16 protein-coding genes and 1 pseudogene are annotated in these 18039 nt (G+C 70.3%); 13 read left to right on the forward strand and 4 right to left on the reverse strand.

What is annotated here, in order from left to right; all coding sequences use genetic code 11:
* Window positions 1-79: 79 nt before the first annotated feature.
* Window positions 80-1573 (forward strand): hypothetical protein, encoded by a 1494-nt coding sequence (locus tag ACFXC1_RS45565; protein WP_381254819.1) that lies wholly within the window; start codon window positions 80-82, stop codon window positions 1571-1573.
* A gap of 193 nt (window positions 1574-1766) precedes the next feature.
* Here ACFXC1_RS45565 and ACFXC1_RS45570 read toward each other — a convergent pair.
* Window positions 1767-2189, reverse strand: a pseudogene (locus ACFXC1_RS45570) (GtrA family protein); the annotation flags it as partial.
* A gap of 497 nt (window positions 2190-2686) precedes the next feature.
* Between ACFXC1_RS45570 and ACFXC1_RS45575 the strand changes: the two are divergent.
* Entirely contained in the window at window positions 2687-3787 is a 1101-nt protein-coding gene (locus ACFXC1_RS45575) for a hypothetical protein (RefSeq protein WP_381254822.1), read from the forward strand.
* 40 nt (window positions 3788-3827) lie between these two features.
* Here the strand turns inward: ACFXC1_RS45575 and ACFXC1_RS45580 are convergent, their stop codons facing one another.
* On the reverse strand, window positions 3828-5150 hold the full coding sequence (locus ACFXC1_RS45580) for a sensor histidine kinase (RefSeq protein WP_381254824.1): 1323 nt from the start codon (window positions 5148-5150) through the stop codon (window positions 3828-3830).
* Between the two features lie 155 nt (window positions 5151-5305).
* On the opposite strand from ACFXC1_RS45580, the gene ACFXC1_RS45585 reads away from it, so the two are divergent.
* From ACFXC1_RS45585 to ACFXC1_RS45610, 6 genes are read left to right on the forward strand one after another with little or no spacing between them, the layout of a single operon-like run.
* Window positions 5306-5953 (forward strand): hypothetical protein, encoded by a 648-nt coding sequence (locus tag ACFXC1_RS45585; protein ID WP_381254827.1) that lies wholly within the window; start codon window positions 5306-5308, stop codon window positions 5951-5953.
* Window positions 5917-6663 carry an ABC transporter ATP-binding protein gene (locus ACFXC1_RS45590; RefSeq protein ID WP_381254829.1) on the forward strand — a complete coding sequence of 249 codons (747 nt, stop codon included), beginning with the start codon at window positions 5917-5919 and terminating at the stop codon, window positions 6661-6663. Before ACFXC1_RS45585 ends, ACFXC1_RS45590 begins: the two co-directional genes overlap by 37 nt.
* On the forward strand, window positions 6650-6820 hold the full coding sequence (locus ACFXC1_RS45595) for a hypothetical protein (RefSeq protein WP_381254832.1): 171 nt from the start codon (window positions 6650-6652) through the stop codon (window positions 6818-6820). The genes ACFXC1_RS45590 and ACFXC1_RS45595 overlap by 14 nt, the downstream gene beginning before the upstream one ends.
* Window positions 6807-7469, forward strand: coding sequence for an ABC transporter ATP-binding protein (locus ACFXC1_RS45600; RefSeq protein ID WP_381254834.1), 663 nt, complete (start codon window positions 6807-6809; stop codon window positions 7467-7469). Before ACFXC1_RS45595 ends, ACFXC1_RS45600 begins: the two co-directional genes overlap by 14 nt.
* On the forward strand, window positions 7466-10114 hold the full coding sequence (locus tag ACFXC1_RS45605) for an ABC transporter permease (protein ID WP_381254837.1): 2649 nt from the start codon (window positions 7466-7468) through the stop codon (window positions 10112-10114). Before ACFXC1_RS45600 ends, ACFXC1_RS45605 begins: the two co-directional genes overlap by 4 nt.
* Before the next feature lie 53 nt (window positions 10115-10167).
* Window positions 10168-10890, forward strand: coding sequence for a response regulator transcription factor (locus ACFXC1_RS45610; protein ID WP_381254863.1), 723 nt, complete (start codon window positions 10168-10170; stop codon window positions 10888-10890).
* Window positions 10891-10897: 7 nt separating this feature from the next.
* On the opposite strand, the gene ACFXC1_RS45615 is transcribed toward ACFXC1_RS45610, so the two are convergent.
* The gene (locus tag ACFXC1_RS45615; RefSeq protein ID WP_381254839.1) at window positions 10898-11698 is read right to left on the reverse strand and encodes a COG4705 family protein; all 801 of its coding nucleotides are present in this window, start codon (window positions 11696-11698) and stop codon (window positions 10898-10900) included.
* A 117-nt stretch (window positions 11699-11815) separates the two neighbouring features.
* On the opposite strand from ACFXC1_RS45615, the gene ACFXC1_RS45620 reads away from it, so the two are divergent.
* From ACFXC1_RS45620 to ACFXC1_RS45630, 3 genes are all read left to right on the forward strand, one after another.
* A complete protein-coding gene (locus ACFXC1_RS45620; protein WP_381254841.1) occupies window positions 11816-12979 on the forward strand; it encodes a sensor histidine kinase in 1164 nt (387 codons plus the stop codon).
* Window positions 12976-13638 (forward strand): response regulator, encoded by a 663-nt coding sequence (locus tag ACFXC1_RS45625; protein ID WP_381254843.1) that lies wholly within the window; start codon window positions 12976-12978, stop codon window positions 13636-13638. Before ACFXC1_RS45620 ends, ACFXC1_RS45625 begins: the two co-directional genes overlap by 4 nt.
* Window positions 13639-13867: 229 nt before the next feature.
* Window positions 13868-14584, forward strand: a complete 717-nt coding sequence (locus ACFXC1_RS45630) for a DsbA family protein (protein ID WP_381254846.1) — start codon at window positions 13868-13870, stop codon at window positions 14582-14584.
* A gap of 65 nt (window positions 14585-14649) precedes the next feature.
* On the opposite strand, the gene ACFXC1_RS45635 is transcribed toward ACFXC1_RS45630, so the two are convergent.
* A complete protein-coding gene (locus tag ACFXC1_RS45635; protein ID WP_381254848.1) occupies window positions 14650-15618 on the reverse strand; it encodes a LacI family DNA-binding transcriptional regulator in 969 nt (322 codons plus the stop codon).
* 383 nt (window positions 15619-16001) lie between these two features.
* Between ACFXC1_RS45635 and ACFXC1_RS45640 the strand changes: the two genes are divergently transcribed.
* Entirely contained in the window at window positions 16002-17021 is a 1020-nt protein-coding gene (locus tag ACFXC1_RS45640; RefSeq protein WP_381254851.1) for a sugar ABC transporter substrate-binding protein, read from the forward strand.
* The coding region (locus ACFXC1_RS45645; RefSeq protein ID WP_381254854.1) for an ABC transporter permease at window positions 17021-18039 on the forward strand (1019 nt) is incomplete at its 3' end. The genes ACFXC1_RS45640 and ACFXC1_RS45645, both read left to right, overlap by 1 nt.

An 18039-nucleotide genomic window follows, 5' to 3' on the forward strand; every position in this document is an offset into this window, starting at 1 on the left:
CAGCCCGACCCCTGCCCTCGACCCTACAGTCTGTAGGGTATCGAGCACCCTGCATGCAGTCGAGCACGAGGGACGGATGATGACCAGGCCCTTGCACACCGTGGGGTTGCACCCCACCGACGGCCACGAGCCGGCACCCGCACCGGCCACCGGCCGGGACCGGAAGGGCCAGTGGTGGCTGGCGGCGGTGGCGGCCGCCTTCGTCCTGGCCCAACTGACCGTCGTACGACCGGGGATGGGGCTGGGCTGGGACGAGTCGGTGTACGTCAGCCAGGTCAGTTCCCACGCCCCGGCGTCGTTCTTCAGCGCCCCGCGCGCCCGTGGCATCTCGCTGCTGGTGGCACCGGTCGCCGGCTGGTCGTCGTCCACTCCGCTCCTACGGGTCTACCTGGCCCTGCTGGCGGGCCTCGGACTGTTCGTGGCGCTGCGCGCCTGGCGCGGCCTGTTCCCGGTCCGGGTGCTCGCCCTGGGCGGTGCCCTGTTCGCGAGCCTGTGGGTGACCCTCTTCTACGGTCCCCAGGCCATGCCCAACTACTGGGTGGCGGTCGGCGCCCTGGCAGGTGTCGGCTGCTTCCTCCAGGCCCAGACCGACCGCACCCGGCGTGGACCGGTGTGGGGGCTTGCGGCAAGTGCCCTGCTGATGGCGTGGATGCGGCCCACGGACGCGGTGTGGGTGACCTTGCCGCTGCTCTTCGTCCTGGTGGTTCTTCGCCAGTGGCGGCACGCGCGGCTGCTCATCGCCCTGGCGAGTGGCCTGGCGGCCGGGGCGGCCGAATGGGTGATAGAGGCGTACGTCCGCTTCGGCGGGCTGAGCCAGCGGCTGTCCGAGGGATCCGACATCCAGGGCGGTCTGGGCTGGCACATCGCCATCGGTGACCAACTGCGCAGCCTGGGCGGGCGTTCACTCTGCCGCCCGTGCACCGGCGCGATGCCGAACCCCGTGGTGACGGCCTGGTGGTTCACCCTGCCGGTGCTGGCGGCCATCGGGCTGGCAGTGGCCGTGCGGCGCCGGCGTACGCCGTCCACCGCACTGCCATTGGCCTGCGCGGTGACGGCGGCGATCCCGTATCTGTTCCTCATCGGCTACGCCGCGCCCCGCTTCCTGCTGCCCACCTACGCTCTGCTGGCCATCCCGGTCGCCGACGCACTCGCCTGGCTGGTCACCGCGCCGGGCAGGACCTGGCGACCGGTCACCGTGACGCTGGTGGCGGTGGGTCTGGCCGGGCATCTGGCGGTGCAGTACGCGGTGCTGGCACACACCGTCCAGCGCACCAACGCCGCCCACGAGAGCTGGGAGCGCACGGCCGCCGCGCTGGGCCGGGAGGGCGTTCGCCCGCCGTGTCTGCTCACCGGGTCGTCGGCCATCCCGATCGCCTTCAACGCGGGGTGCGGCTCCGCCAGTACCAACGGCCCCAACGCCAACATCAACGCCGCGACCATCGCCCGGGCGGCCCAGCGGATGCCGGTCGCCGTCCTCACCACCGGCACGACCCGCCCGCCGTCCTACGCCCGCGGCTGGAGGCTCGTCCGGCTGGACGGTGCCGTGTATGCCTACATCGCCCCCACCCCATGACCGCTCCACCACGCCCCGCGCCACACAGGGCGACACGCCCACTGGCCCCTGTTGCTGCTGGTCGCCATGGCGCGGTGCGCATGCTCGTTGTGTACGCCGTCGCACAGATGCCGGTGACGGCAGGGCCGCGAAGTACGCCGAGTGTCAGCGCGTGACACCCGTTCGGCGCACGGAGCCGTCCTCAGCGCCGTACCCGGAACACCCAGGTGCGGTAGGACCAGAAGCGGAAAAGGGTCCCGCACACGATCCCCATGACCTTGAAGAGGTTGCTCTGCTGGGCCGAGTCCCAGCCGAAGTCGTACGTGGCGACGTACAGCACCCCGTTCTCGATCACCAGGCCGACGACACTGAAAAAACAGAAGAGAGCGAACTCCGCGGTGCGCCCCTGCGGGTCACGGTGCCGATAGGTGAAGTACCGGAAACCCAGGTAATTGAAGACTATTGCCACGCAGGTCGCAATGACGCTGCATCGCACCACGGGCAGAGAGGTCACTGCTCGGCTGAGGTTGAACACGGCCAGATTCACCCCGATGCCCAGCCCGCCGACGGCACCGAACCTGGCGGCCTCCCGAAGCAGCGCGGAAAGATCCGTGCGCTTCGTGTCTAGTTCATCCACGGATTTCACCGGGCGCGCAGACCTCCAGACGTTCGGGTTTCGCACTGTCGTGCTCCGAGGTCGTCGGCCGGACCCCAGGTACGTACGCGGGTCACTGGCCGTCGGATCATTGTCCAGCCGCGACCGAACCGCCCAGCTCGTTGGGATTCAAAGCCCGTTCCGACGTGTCTCGATGCGACCTTTCACAGCACCGTAACCCGGCCACCCTCGCGAGGTGGCGATGTCGCGCCCGGGCGCCTGACCTGTGTGGTCGGAGTGGCATCACCGTCTTCGAAAGCAAGGGCGAAATTAACTATAAATATGACCGATTCTCGTGAAGTAAGAGATTTCACGACATTGGAACCCGGTCGCCCATTCCTCCCTCCTACAGGACGGAGAAGGAGGTCGAAATCGGTGACAATCCCGTGAAGACGATCGACGCGTTCACGCGCAGGTTCGCGCCGATTCACGATCCACGGTCTCAGCGGCGAGGGTGGCGTTTCGCGCTGGGGAAAGCCTTGCCGGCACTGATGTCGTTCGCCGCCGTACGGCTGACCGGGGTGGTCATGGCGACCTTCTGGTCGCTGCACCTGGGCAGGCACCCGCGCACCGTGTTCGGCCTGGAATGGGACGGCCGCTGGTACTGGCACATCTCCCAGTACGGCTACGGCCTGATCGTCCACGGCAAGGGGGGCCACAACGTCTACAACGACCTCGCGTTCTTCCCCCTCTTCCCGGGTCTGATCCGTGCCGTGAGCACGGTGCTGCCGATCGGCCCGGTCAACGCCGCGCTGCTCATCGCGTGGAGTGCCGCCCTGCTGGCGGCCTGGGGCGTGTACGCGATCGGTGAGCTGCTGCACGGACGACGCGTCGGGATCATCCTCGTGGCGCTGTGGGCGCTGCTGCCGCACGCGATCATCCTGACGATGGCGTACACGGAACCCCTGATGACCGCCTTCGCCGCCTGGTCGCTCTACGCCGTGCTGACCCGGCGCTGGCTGACCGCGGGGACGCTGGCTGTGCTGGCCGCGCTGTGCCGTCCCAACGGCCTCGCCGTGGCGGTCGCCGTCGTGACCGGCGCCGTCGCTCATCTCTGGCAGCTGCGCCGCACCGGGCAGCCCACCGCTCCGCGCGCCTGGGCGGCTGCCGTCACGGCTCCTCTCGGATGGCTGGGCTACATCGGCTGGGTGGGACTCACGACCCACAACCCCGCCGGCTACTTCCACGTGCAGAGCCTCTGGGGCTCCCGATTCGACTTCGGCCACTACACGGCCCACATGTTCAGGCATCTGATCGTGGGGCACGACACCCTCGTCGTCTACGCGACCGCCGCGATCATCCTCGGTTCCCTGCTGCTGTTCCTCTTCTGCGCACTGAACGGGCAGCCCCTTCCCCTGCTCGCGTACTCAGCCGTCCTCATCGTGATGGCCGTCGGTGGCGCCCACTTCTTCACGAGCAAGCCGAGGTTCCTGCTGCCGGCCTTCCCCCTGCTGCTCCCGCTCGCCCTGCATCTGGCGCGCAGCCGCATGCGTACCATCGTCGTCCTGCTCACGGCCCTGGCCGGCGTCTCCCTCTTCTACGGCACCTACCTGCTCACCGTCTCCCATCGGGCCCTGTGAGGGAGCGCCCGCCCGCTCCGGAGGGGGCGGCCCGGCGTACTCAGCCGTCTCCGCCCCCTGCCCTGCCTCCGGTCCCGTCCTGACGCACCGGCACCAGCACGGTGAAGGTGGTGGGGCGCCGGCCGGTCAGGGAGATTCTGCCGCCGAGGGCGACGGTGAGGTCCCGGGCCAGGGCGAGGCCGATGCCCGCTCCCTCTCCGTCACCGGTGTGTCCGCGCTCGAAGGGCCGGGTCGTCTCGATGGCGCCCTCGTCGGCGACGTCGAAGGCGAGGGCGTCGCCGAGGTCCCGCACGGTGAGGTGGACGGTGCCTCGGCCGTGCACGCGCGCGTTGTCCAGCAGGATGCCGAGAATCTCGGCGAGCGGGGCACCGGGCACGCGTGCGTCGTCCGGTGTGTCGGCTGTCATGCACTGCAATCGTCTGCCGTCGTGGGCGAACAGCCCGTGCCAGTGGTCCTCGATCTCCGCCAGCATCGGTGCGACCGGCACGGACTGGGCCGGGGTGCCGGGCAGACCAGGGGGACGGGAGAGCCGTAGCACCTCCTCCACCGTGCCGTGGAGACGACGGGTGGTGGCCAGTGCCTCCTCCAGGGCGAGGCGCAGCCGGGCGTCGTCGTGCTCGGCGAGGCCCGCTTCCAGGGTGAGTTGCAGTCCGGTCAACGGGGTGCGCAGCTGATGCGAGGCGTTGGCGGTGAAGTCCCGTTCGTGGCGCAGGAGTTCGGTGAGGCTGTGCAGCATCTCGTTGTGGGTGCGGGCCACTTGGTCGATCTCGGCGATGGTGCTGGGTGCGGCTCGTGCGTTCAGGTCGCCGGCGGTGACGGCCCTGCTGTGACGGGAGAGGTCCTCCAACGGGGCTGCCAGCACCCGCGCCTGGCGGCGGGCGATCAGGACGGCCGCCGTCAGGGCGAGCGCGCAGGCACCGGCCAGGACAGCCCACACGGCGAGGACCCGGGCGCGTACGGCGGCAGTGGGCGAGGAGGCGCGTACGACGCCGATGACCTGCTCGGCGTGCGACACCGGCACGGTGACGGTGAGGTCGCCGCCCGAGTGACCGCGCACCACCCTCGCGCCGAAGGCCCGCCGCACCGCCGCGTCACCTGTCAGGGGGCCGCTGCCCGCCCGCAGGCGCAGGTGGGTGTCGTACAGGCCGAGGTGCCCTCCGGCAGGCGGTGCGGGCAGTTCGACCGGATCGCCGGTCGTGTAGTCCGGGCTGACCCGCACGGCACCCGACAGGGCCGCCCGCTCCAGGGTGTCGCGCTGGTCGGCGTACAGGGAGGACCTGATGACCAGGGCCAGCGGGACGGCGAGGAGGACCACGGCGACCAGGGCGGCGGTGAGGGCGACGCGGACGACACGCTGTCTCATGCCCTCATCCTGCGGGCCGGTGGCCCGGCCAAAGGTGATGCGCCACGCGCTTTTGCCGTCGTCTAACCGTCGGCGTGCCGGGCGTTAACCGGCCGCTTCCTAGCGTCGGTGCCATGACCGATCTCCGGTCGCAGGATTCCGGGAGGGCAGTGACCATGGCACCTGTACGCACATCCGCCGCCGTAGGACTGGCGCTGGTCGCGGCGGTGATCACCGGCTGTTCGGGCTCCGGCTCGCACTCGGGGTCCGGCTCGCACTCGGGGGCCGCTACGTCCGCCACCCCGGCCGGCGTCGGCAATGCCGGGGCGACCCCCGCGCCCACCGAGTCGAATCCGCCCGGCGACATCCCCGACAACCAGGTGTACGTGGCCTACCGGCCCACCGGCGGTTTCACCGGCTTCACGGTGAAGGTACCCGAGGGCTGGGCCCGCACCGGACAGGGCGCCGCAACCGTGTTCACGGACAAGCTGAACACCGTGCGCGTCACCACGGCCACCGCCTCCGCCGCGCCCACGGTCGGATCCGTCACCAACACCGTCGTACCCCAACTCAAGGCGCAGGTACCGAAGTTCGCGGCGCCGAAGGCGACCGAAGTCACCCGGCACGCCGACCGCGTCGTCCGCCTGACCTACCAGGGCGACTCCGCCAAGGACCCGGTCACCGGCAAGGTGGTCCGGGACGCGTTCGAGCGGTACGCCTTCTACCGGCAGGGGCACGAGGTCGACCTGACACTGTCCGGGCCGGTCAACGCCGACAACGTCGACCCATGGCGAATCGTCAGCGACTCCTTCGCGTGGCGGTGACCGTCGTGACGGCCCTGTCCTACGACGACGCGCTCATCGCCCGCGAGTTGTACCGCTTCTACCGTGCGGGCGAAGAGGAGACCCTGGCCCTGCGCGGGGTGTCACTGACGGTGCGGCGCGGCGAGACGGTCGCCGTCGTCGGCCCCTCGGGAGCGGGCAAGTCCACCCTGCTGGCGTGTCTGGCCGGGCTCGACGAGCCCTCCGGTGGTGACGTCCATGTGGACGGTGTCCGTATCAGCCACCGGCCGGAGACCGAGCGGGCCCGGCTGCGCGCACGCCACATCGGCGTCCTGCTCCAGAGCCGCAACCTGCTGCCGCACCTGACCGTGCGGGACAACATCCGCCTCGCCCAGCGGGCCGTGCACGGCCGTCCCGCCGTCGCGGCCGAGGCGCTGCTGGAGCAGGTGGGGCTCGACCTGCGGACCCGCGCCCTGCCGCGCCAGCTGTCCGGCGGTGAACTGGCGCGCGCCGGGCTGGCCGTGGCCCTCGCGAACTCCCCCGCCGTGCTCCTGGCCGACGAGCCGACGGGTGAACTCGACGGCGGCACCGAGCAGTTGGTGCTGCGGATGGTGCGGGAGCGTGCCACGGACGGATGCGCGGTGCTGATCGTCACGCACAGCGCGGAGGCGGTCCGGATCGCCGACCGGGTGATCACCCTGACCGACGGGCAGGCCCGGGAAACACGGGAGGTGAGCGATGTCCGGCACTGACACCCTCGCCCTCTGCCAGAACACGGAACTGACCTTCAGGCGGGGCGCGACGACCGTGGTGGCCCTGCACGGGACCGACCGGAACGCCAACCACGCGATCACCCCGCCCGGCCAACAGACCGAACCGACACCGGAGTTGAACGATGTCCGGCACTGACACCCTAGCCCTCTGCGAGAACGCGGCGCTGACCTTCGGGCGCGGCGCGACGGCTGTGGTCGCCGTGCACGGGACCGACCTGAGCATCAGGACCGGCGACCGGCTGGCGATCGTAGGCCCGTCCGGGTCGGGCAAGTCGTCCCTGCTGCATCTGCTGGCCGGGCTCGAACGGCCCACCAGCGGTGCCGTCTCCTGGCCCGGGCTCGGCGGGGGCGCCGACATCGGGCTGGTGTTCCAGGCCGACAGCCTCGTCCCCGCCCTGGACGTCGCGGAGAACACGGCGCTTCCCCTCGTCCTCGCCGGCCGGCCGGAGGCGCGGACGCGTCTTTCGGTGGCGGAGGCCCTCGGTCTGGTCGGGGCGGCCGACCTCGCCGACCGGCTGCCCGAGGAGATCTCCGGCGGCCAGGCCCAGCGGGTCGCCGTGGCCCGTGTGCTCGCCCAGGAACCCCGGCTGATCCTCGCCGACGAGCCGACCGGCCGCCTCGACCACGCCACCGGCGCCCGCGTCCTGGACGCCCTGCTGGCGGCGGCGGACCGCACCGGCGCCGCCCTCGTCGTCACCACCCACGACCCGGCCGTCGCCGCCCGGCTCACCGTCCGGCGGGCCATGCACGACGGACGGCTGCTCGCACCGGAGGACACGCCATGATCACCTCATGGGCCAGGAGTCTGGCCCGTCATCGGGCCGGACGGCTGCTGGCGGCCATGACCGGCATCGCGCTCGCCGTCGCCCTGGTCGCCGCCCTCGGTTCCTTCCTCACCGCCTCGAAGGCGACCATGACCCAGCGCGCCGTCCGCTCGGTCGCCGTGGACTGGCAGGTCGAGGTGCAGCCCGGCGCGGACGCCAACTCCGTGCTGCGGCAGGTCCGCACCGACCCCGGCACCCGGGCCGCCCTGCCGGTCGGCTACGCCCGCACCACCGGCTTCACCGCCCGCGTCCAGGGCAGCACCCAGACCACCGGTCCCGGCATGGCCCTCGGCCTGCCGCCCGGCTACCGCCACCTGTTCCCCGACGGGATGCGCACTCTCTCCGGCTCGCCCGACGGCGTGCTGCTCGCCCAGCAGACCGCCTCCAACCTGCATGCCGCCCCCGGAGACACCGTCACCGTGCAACTGCAGGGCACCGGATCGCGCCAGGTGCGCGTGGACGGCGTGGTCGACCTGCCCCAGGCCGACTCCCTGTTCCAGAAGGTCGGCGCCCCCACCCAGTCCCAGCCGACCGCACCCCCCGACAACGTCGTCCTCCTGCCCGCCGCCCGGTTCGCCTCCCTCACCCGCGGCGCCACCTCCCTCACCACCCAGATCCACGTTGCCCGCAGCGCCGGGCTGCCCGCCGACCCGGCCGCCGCCTTCAGTGCCGTCACCGGCGCCGCGCACCACCTCGAAGCCAAGACCGCGGGAGGCGCACTGGTCGGCGACAACCTGGGTGCCGCTCTCGACTCCGCCCGCCAGGACGCCCTCTACGCCCAGATCCTCTTCCTCTTCCTCGGCGTCCCCGGCGCAGTACTGGCCGCCGCTCTTACTGCCGCGATCGCCTCGGCCGGCGGCCAACGGCGCCGTCAGGAACAGGGGTTGCTGCGGCTGCGCGGGCTGCGCCCCCGTCAGATCACCGCGCTCGCGAGCCTGGAAGCCGCACTCGTGGGCGGCGTGGGCGGCGCCGCCGGTCTGGGCATCGCCGCGCTGACCGGCCGCCTCGCCTTCGGCGCCGCCTCCTTCGGCGCGAGCACGGCCAGTTGGGTCATCTGGTACGGCATCGCCTTCGCCCTCGGCGCCGCTGTGGCCGCCTGTGCCGTCCTCGTCCCCGCGCTGCGCGACCTGCGCTCGGTGACCGTCGCCGACACCCGCAAGGAGAGCGGCGCCCGCACCACCCGCTCCCCCTGGTGGCTGCGCTACGGCCTCGACTTCGCGCTCCTCATCGGCTCCTGGCTGGTGTTCCGCGCCTCCTCCGGCAACCAGTACGCCCTCGTCCTGGCCCCCGAGGGCGTGCCCACCCTCTCCGTCTCCTACTGGGCCTTTCTCGGCCCGGCCCTGCTGTGGATCGGCGCCGCCCTGCTGCTGTGGCGCCTGACCCTGCTCGCCCTCACCCACGGCCGCACGGCCCTGGGCCGCCTCGCCCGCCCACTGACCGCCACCCTCGCCGGCACCACGGCCGCCATGCTGTCCAGGCGCCGCCGCCCGCTGGCCCGCTCCGTGGTGCTGCTCGCTCTCGCGGTGTCCTTCGCGATCTCCACCGCCGTCTTCAACTCCACCTACCACCAACAGGCCGAGGCCGACGCCCGGTTGACCAACGGCGCCGACGTCACCGTCACCGAACCACCCGGCGCCCACGTCCCGCCCGGTGCCGCGAGCACGCTGAAGGCCTCCGGCGTACGGCACGTCGAGCCCGTCCAGCACCGCTTCGCCTACGTCGGCTCCGACCTCCAGGATCTCTACGGTGTCCGCCCCGACACCATCGCCGGTGCCACCTCGCTCCAGGACGCCTACTTCTCCGGCGGCACCGCCCACCAGCTCATGCGCCGCCTCGCCCAACGCCCCGACAACCTTCTGGTCAGCGTGGAGACGGTCCACGACTTCCAGCTCTCCCCCGGCGACACCGTCAACCTCCGTATCCAGGACGCCCGCACCAAGGGTTTGCGCACGGTCCCCTTCCACTACGCCGGAATCGTCAAGGAGTTCCCCACCGCCCCCAAGGACAGCTTCTTCGTCGCCAACGCCGCCTACGTGGCCAAGGCGACCGGCAGCGACGCGGTGGGCGCGTTCCTGCTCGACACCGGCGGCACACACCAGCAGCAGATCGCTGCCCATCTGCGCAAGCAGCTCGGCACCGGCGCCACCGTCACCGACCTCACCCAGACCCGCGGCGCCGTGGGCACCAGCCTCACCTCCGTGGACCTGGCCGGTCTGACCCGCATCGAACTCGCCTTCGCCGTGCTGCTCGCCGCCGGAGCGGGCGGACTCGTCCTGGCCCTCGGCCTGGCCGAACGCCGCCGCACGTTCGCCATCGCCACCGTGCTCGGCGCGAAACCCGGCCAGCTGCGCGGCATGGTCCTCACCGAGGCCCTGCTGCTGACCACCGGGGGCCTGGCGGGCGGCGCCCTGATCGGCTGGACGCTGTCCGAGATGCTGGTGAAGGTCCTCACGGGCGTCTTCGACCCACCCCCGGCGAGCCTGTCCGTGCCCTCCGGCTACCTGATCCTCACCGCGGGCGCCGCCGTGGCCGCCGTACTGGCCGCCGCCCTCAACGGCATCCGCAGCGCCGGACGCCCGGCCGTCGAGGAACTGCGCGACCTGTGACCGCGCCGGACAGGACCGGAGGGCCGCCCGCTTCTAGGCTGTCGCCCATGCGCATGCCCGTCACCACCGACCGCAGCCGACCGCGCGTCCTGGTCGTCGAGGACGACGACACCATCGGCCGCCACCTCCAGACCGGTCTGCGCGGCAACGGCTACGCACCCACCTGGAGCCGCACCGGCTCCGGCGCCCTGGCCGAGGACGCGCGGTCCTCGTACGACGTCCTGCTCCTCGACCTGGGCCTGCCCGACATGGACGGCCTCGACGTCGCCCGCGACCTGCGCGCCCGCCGTCCCGACCTGCTGATCATCGTCCTCACCGCGCGCACCGACGACATCGACGTGATCGCCGGGCTGGATGCCGGAGCCGACGACTACCTCGTCAAGCCCTTCAGCCTCTCCGTGCTGCTCGCCCGGCTCCGCGCCCACCTGCGCCGCCGCACCGTCGCCGCGCCACCACCGGAACCCGTCCACCTGGCCGACCTCGTACTCGACGTCCCCGCCCGCCGGTGCACCCTCCACGACGATGAAGTCCCGCTCCGCCCCAAGGAGTTCGACCTGCTCGCCGTCCTCGCCCAGCACCCCGGGGAGGCCGTCTCCCGGGAGACCCTGATGGCCGAGGTCTGGGACGAGAACTGGTTCGGCTCCACCAAGACCCTCGACGTCACCATGGCCGGCCTGCGCCGCCGCCTCACCGAGGCCGCCGACACCTCGGCCCACGCCGGCCGCCTGCCCCGCATCACCACCCTGCGGGGGCACGGCTACCGACTGGAACTCTGAGGCGTGGTCAACGGACCTCGGCGGCTGTCTCCGGAGGTGCACCTTCCAGAGAGTCGGAGCGGCGGTGTCGTGATCCGATCAGCGCGATGACTCCCGCGAGGAGAATCCCGAGGACCAGGCTGATGGGTCCCGTACCCAATTGCAGTCCGTCCCCATAAGGGGCGGGGACGGAAAGCCAGTCCGCGACGGAGGCACCCAAGGGGCGGGTGATGGTGTAGGCGAACCAGAAAGCCAGGACTTCGTTGAGACCCAACCAGCGATACCCCGCCGCCGGAATCAGAATGATTCCCAGGAAGACGAAGGACGAGGCCAGCGTGCCGAGTCCAAGGGTCACGGCCGCGAAATCGCCCGCGGCTGTCCCCAGTGCGAAGGTGCACAGGACGGTCAGCCAGTAGAAAAGCTCCCGCAGACGGTTGTTGATGCTGTGCACGTCCAGGGTTCGCTGTGTCGCGTACCAGGCGGCGAAAACGGCGATCTGCAAGGCCACCAGCATCAGTGTGGAGGCGTAGAGCGGCATTCCCAGATCCTTGTTCAGGAAGTCCGCCGACATCGTCCCGAAGACACTGACGGCCGTCACCGCAAGCCAATAGACCCACGGAATGTATTTGCTCGTGGTGAACTGCACGGCCAGACATGCGAGGAGCAGGCCTAGGCCCATGAGCATGGCCGCGTGCTGTCCGATGTAGTCGTTGAAGAAGACGTAGTCCGAGAAGGACTCACCGAATCCGGTGGTGCACAGTTTCGCGATCCAGAATATGAGGGTGATTTCCGGCACCTTCATGGCCATGGTCGCTGGTCGTTTTTCCATGTCGCGACGGTAGAAGCGCCACCGGGACCGGCACATCCGACAATGGTGGCCACTTTCCGGCGGATGTAAGACCTTCGATTGACGCCCCCGGGGCCGCCCTTCCGTAATGTCGGCAGGGTGAAGCACCTCCAGCCGACGCTACGCCTGCCGCGGGACCGCCCGTCGCTGTCGCTCGTCCTGCTCCTCGGGCCGCCGGTCCTGTGCGCCGTCGCCGCGTCGCACGAGTTGCTCTACAACCGGTCCGGGGTACTGGACTGGGTGCTGGCGATCGCGGTGATCTGCCCCCTCCTGCTGCGCCGCCGCGCTCCGGTCGCCGTGTTCTGGTTCTGCTGGGCCGTGGCGATGGCGACCTGGGCGCTCGGTACGGTCTCGTTCTCCGAGTTCGCGGTGCTGGTCGCGCTCTACACGGTCGCCGCCCACCGCGGGCTGCGGCACTCGCTCGGCGCCGCGGCGGCCGTGGAACTCGGTGTCGTGCTGGTCGCGGTGCGGTTCGCCCCGGCCGCGAGCGTCAACGACGCCTTCGTCATCCTCAGTGGGCTGGGCGCCGCGGCGTTCTTCCTCGGCACCACGGTGCGGGCGCAGCGCCGCTACCTCGCCTCCATCGAGGACCGCGCGGAGCGTCTGGAACAGGAGCGCGCCCAGCAGGCGCAGCTCGCCGCGGCGGCCGAACGCACCCGGATCGCACGGGAGATGCACGACATCGTCGCCCACGGCCTGGTCGTCGTCGTAGCGCTGTCCGAAGCCGCCGCCGCGACCACGGCGACCGATCCGGAAGGCGCCCGCGGGAAGATGCTCCAGGCGGCGTCGACCGGTCGGCAGTCGCTCGCCGGAATGCGCCGGCTCCTCGGCGTCCTGCGGGCGGACGACGGTGGCGAACGGGCCCCGCAGCCGGACCTCGGCTCGCTCAAGGCCCTGGTGGACGAGGCCCGCGGCACCGGCCTGGACGTTCGGCTGACCGAGACCGGCAGTCCGGCGACCCTGAGCGCGGAGGCGCAGACGACGGTCTACCGCATCCTCCAGGAGTCACTCACGAACGTCGTCAAGCACGCCCGGAACGCGTCGACGGTGGACGTCGTCCTGCACTGCGGCGAGGACCTGATCGGCTTCAGCGTCACCGACGACGGCAGACCGGCCCCCGGAAGCGGAGCCCAAGCACGTACCGGCAACGGACTCACCGGGATGCGGGAACGGGTCGCGATGTTCGACGGGGACCTCCGGGCAGGACCCACCGGCTCCGGATGGGCCGTCTCCGGTGAACTGAAGCTGGGGGAACCACGATGACCATCTCGGTCCTGCTCGCCGACGACCAGGCGCTCGTCCGCATGGCCTTCCGCAGCCTCCTCGACACGATGCCGGGCATCACCGTCGTCGGCGAGAGCGCCGACGGCGCCGAGGCGGTCGAGCTCGCGCGGCGCACTCTGCCGGACGTGGTGCTCATGGACGTACGGATGCCGGTCATGGACGGCATCGAGGCGACCCGGCGCATCACCTCCAGCACGGCCTCGCGCGTTCTCATCCTCACCACCTTCGACCTCGACGAATACGCCTTCGAAGGCCTCCGTGCGGGAGCCTGCGGATTCCTCCTCAAGGATGTCGTCCCGGCCGTACTCCAGGCGGCGATCCGGGCCGTGGCCTCCGGCGACGCCGTCCTCACCCCACGCATCACCCGCGGTCTCGTCGACCGCTTCGCCCAGATCGCGCCCTGGCCCCGCGCCGACGACGCGGGCGCGCGCTTCGCCCACCTGACCGCCCGCGAACGGGAGGTGTTCCACCTCATCGCCGCCGGCCTCTCGAACGCCGAGATCGCGGAACGCCTCTTCCTCACCGAGGCCACCGTCAAGACCCACATCACCCGCATCCTCACCAAGCTGCAGCTCCGCGACCGGGTGCAGGTCGTGATCTTCGCGTACGAGCATCAGCTGCGCACGCAGGGCGGATAGCCGGTGAGGCGTAGGCCGGGGTGGCGGCGGGCGTGGCCCGATGGGGCGCGTTCGACCGCACCATCGCCCACCAGGGCCGGCGTTCATGGTGCAGCCCGGTAAGCGGTTCCGTCGAGAGCACAGCGGACCCCGAGCCATGGTGCTGCGGCGGATGGCCTACTCTCCCCTTCCATAACCACAGGGGGGCATGATGCGGTTGAATCATGGGAGTAGACGGCTGACGGCAGCCGTGTTGACAAGTGTGCTCGGTGCGGCGCTGGTGAGTTGCGGGTCCCGGCACCCGATCGCTGCAGACGGCAACGGGCAACAAGCCACGGGCAAGACCGACTACCCACGGCTGGCTGACGCACCCGAGCAGGTGGAACCGGACGGCACGACCATTCTGGTGGGCGACCCCAAGGCGCCGGTGACCGTGCGCCTCTACGAAGACCCGCGCTGCCCGTACTGCAGGGAATTCGAGACCACGGGCGGCGGTCCGGTCCTGACCAAATGGGTTCTGCGGCACAAGGTCAAGGTCGAGTACACGATGGCGTCGTTCCTGGACCCGCGGCTGGGCGGGAACGGGTCGAAGAAGGCGGTCAACGCGCTGCGCGCGGCGGTGGCGAGCGGGAAGTTCGCCGAGTATCACGCCGTCCTCTACGAGAACCAACCCTCCGAGGAGGTGGACGGTTTCACCAACGCGCGCCTGCTGGAACTGGCGGGCAAGGTGACAGGGCTGCGCGGCCCGTCCTTCGACACCGCGGTGACGTCCATGAAGTACCAGGACTTCGTGGACTCCTCCGAGAAGGTGTTCGCCGCCGCTGGGCACTACAACGGGCACGAAGGGCCCGGCACACCTACTGCCGAAATAGACGGGTACCGGATCCCCGTCAAGTACAGCGGGCTCCTCTACAAGGCAGACCTCTTCGACCAATACCTGACAAAAGTGATCAGTGCGGTCACGTGAAAGGCGTTCTGCCGGAGGCTTGGAGTTTCAGGCGCCGGCAACATGCGTGACCGGCACGGACAGCCTCAGCGCGGCGCGGCTATGGTCCGGCGCACGACGAGGTGCGGGGCGAGAACGACCTCGCGGGGTTCTGTACGGCCCTGGTCGAGGCGTTCCACCGCCGCGGCCACCGCGTAGCGGGCCTGTTCCTCCGCTCCCTGGCTGACCGTGGTGAGGTCGAAGCAGCTCAGGCGGGAGAGTCTGTCGTCGTCGTATCCCGCGACGGACACCTCTCCGGGTACGGAAACACCGGCGCGGGCGAGACCGGCCAGCACACCGATCGCGCTCTGGTCGTTGAACGCGACCACGGCGGTGGGCAGTTGGTCCGCGTCGAGGAGGTGGCGGGCGGCGCGCTCGCCGGCCGCCTCGGTGTTGTCACCGCGCAACACCTTGATGTGCGCGTCCAGTCCGTGGCGCCGCATGGCGGTGCGGTAGCCGCGGCGCCGGTCGGTGGCGATCACGCCCTTGCCGCCGTCGACGTACGTGATCTCGCGGTGTCCGAGCGCCACGAGGCGGTCGACGATCTGGCCCACGCCGTCGTCGTCCGCGGTGCGGACCACGTCCAGCTCCCCTTCCTCGATGCGACGGCCCACGACGATGACGGGGGCCTTGCCGTCTAGTGCGGCGAGGGTGTCGACGGGAGCGGTCGGGCCGAGCAGGATCAGCGCCTCGCTGCGGAAGGCCAGCAGCGTCTCGATGGCGGTGCGCTCGTCACGGGTGCGGGTCTGGGTACTCAGGACGAGGTCGTAGCCGACCTCCTCGGCGGCCGAGTGCAGATGCTCGACCAGCTCGGCGTGGAAGGGGCTGTGGACGTCGACCATGACGCCGAGCATCCGGGTGCGCCTGCTGGCCAACAGGCTGGCGGTGCGGTCCACCTGGTAGCCGAGGTCGGCGGCGGCCTTCAAGACGCGCTGCCGGGTGCGTTCGCTGGGGCCCGCCACACCGCGCAGCACGAGGGAGACGGACGCGGTGGAGACACCTACGCGTGTCGCCACGTCCTCCAGTCGTGGGCGCTTCTTCGCGGCTGCCCGGTGACGTTCCGCCCCAGCGTCCTCCACTTGTGCCTCCCGGCCGCATTCTTCTCGCGCAACGCCCTTGACACGCTCTCGAAACGAGTCGATAGTACCAGGAATTAAAGCGCTTTAAATTGTCCTGATGTTCCAACGAAGGTAGTTGGCTCGTCGCCCGCAACCGGCGGGGACACGCGCTCACCGTCGACGTCGCCCACAAGGCGGACGAGCGGTCACGGACGGTACATCCGCCCGCCTCAGTTCACGGCGAGCCCACTCCGGTCCTCCATTCCGACCCCGGCCCATCAAGCAGCCGCGGACCCACCGCCCTGCTACCTCTTTCAGTCGCACAGCGAGGTGCACGAATCATGAGCCGTACAGCCCTTCCCCGCTCCCGCAGAATCGCCCCTGCCGTGGCCGTAGCCGCCGCGGCCGCACTCACCCTCGCGGGCTGCTCCAGCAGCTCCGGCGGCAAGAAGTCCGACGAGTCGACGGGCAACGTCTCCGCGGGCAAGGCGACCACCCCCCGTATGACGATCGCGATGGTCACCCACGCACCCTCCGGCGACACCTTCTGGGACACCATCCGCCAGGGCGCCGAGGCCGCCGCCGCCAAGGACAACGTCAAGCTCATCTACTCCAACGACGAGACCGCCGCCGACCAGGCCAACCTGGTGCAGAACGCGATCGACCAGAAGGTCGACGGCATCGCCGTGACCCTGGCCAAGCCCGACGCCATGAAGGACGTCGTCGCCAAGGCCGAGCAGGCCGGCATCCCCGTCGTGGGATTCAACGCCGGGCTGAGCGACTGGAAAAAGCAGGGCCTGCTGTCGTTCTTCGGACAGGACGAGTCCGTCTCCGGCCAGGCACTCGGCACCAAGCTCAACTCCACAGGCGCCAAGCACGCGTTGTGCGTGATCCAGGCCCAGGGCGACGTCAACCTCGAACAGCGCTGCGCCGGCGTGAAGAAGACCTTCACCGGCAAGACCGACATCCTGTACGTCAACGGCACGGACATGCCATCGGTGAAGTCGACGATCACGGCCAAGCTCACCCAGGACAAGACCATCGACGAGGTGGTCACCCTCGGCGCGCCCTTCGCGCTGACTGCGGTGCAGTCGCTGTCCGACGCGGGCAGCAAGGCGAAGGTCGCCACCTTCGACCTGAACAAGGACCTCATCTCCGCGATCGAGAAGGGCAGTATCCAGTTCGCCGTCGACCAACAGCCTTACCTCCAGGGCTACTTGGCGGTCGACTCGCTGTGGCTCTACAAGACCAACGGCAACTACAGCGGCGGCGGTGAGCAGCCCGTACTGACCGGTCCGGCCTTCGTCGACAAGACCGACGTCGACGCGGTGGCGAAGTTCGCCGCGAAGGGCACCCGGTGATGCGTACGATCCCGCAGGCCGAGCCGGCGGTGACCTCACCGCCGGCCCCCGGCCCCAAGCCCACCGACGGCCGGACCGCGGAACGCCCGCTGGCCATCCGGCTGTTGGCCCGCCCCGAGGTCGGAGTCTTCCTCGGCGCGGCGGCGGTGTACGTGTTCTTCCTGATCGCCGCTCCGCCGGTGCGCGAGGGCGCCTCGATGGCGAACATCCTCTACGGTTCGTCGACCATCGGCATCATGGCCCTCCCGGTCGCGCTGCTGATGATCGGCGGCGAGTTCGACCTCTCCGCCGGCGTCGCGGTCATCACCTCGGCGCTGACCGCGTCGATGCTCAGCTACCAGCTGACCATGAACGTGTGGGTCGGTGTGATCGTCGCGCTGCTGGTGTCTTTGGCAATCGGCTTCCTCAACGGCTGGCTCGTGGTCAAAACCGGGCTTCCCAGCTTCCTGATCACCCTGGGCAGCTTCCTGATCCTCCAGGGTGTCAACCTCGCCGTCACCAAGCTGGTCACGGGCAACGTCGCCACCGACGACATCAGCACCATGGACGGCTTCGACCAGGCCAAGAAGGTCTTCGCGTCGTCGTTCGACGTCGGCGGCGTCCAGGTGAAGATCACCATCGTGTGGTGGCTGGTGTTCGCCGCGATCGCCACCTGGGTGCTGCTGCGCACGAAGTACGGCAACTGGATCTTCGCGGTCGGCGGCAACAAGGACTCCGCGCGGGCCGTCGGTGTGCCGGTGGCGTTCACGAAGATCTCGCTGTTCATGCTGGTCGGCTTCGGTGCCTGGTTCATCGGGATGCACCAGCTGTTCTCCTTCAACACCGTCCAGTCCGGCGAGGGAGTGGGCCAGGAGCTCATCTACATCTCGGCGGCCGTCATCGGCGGGTGTCTGCTGACCGGTGGTGCGGGCTCGGCGATCGGGCCGGTGTTCGGGGCGTTCATGTTCGGCATGGTCCAGCAGGGCATCGTCTACGCCGGCTGGAACCCCGACTGGTTCAAGGCGTTCCTCGGTGTGAT

This window comes from Streptomyces hokutonensis, assembly GCF_042751305.1.
In the GTDB taxonomy this organism is placed as follows: domain Bacteria; phylum Actinomycetota; class Actinomycetes; order Streptomycetales; family Streptomycetaceae; genus Streptomyces; species Streptomyces hokutonensis_A.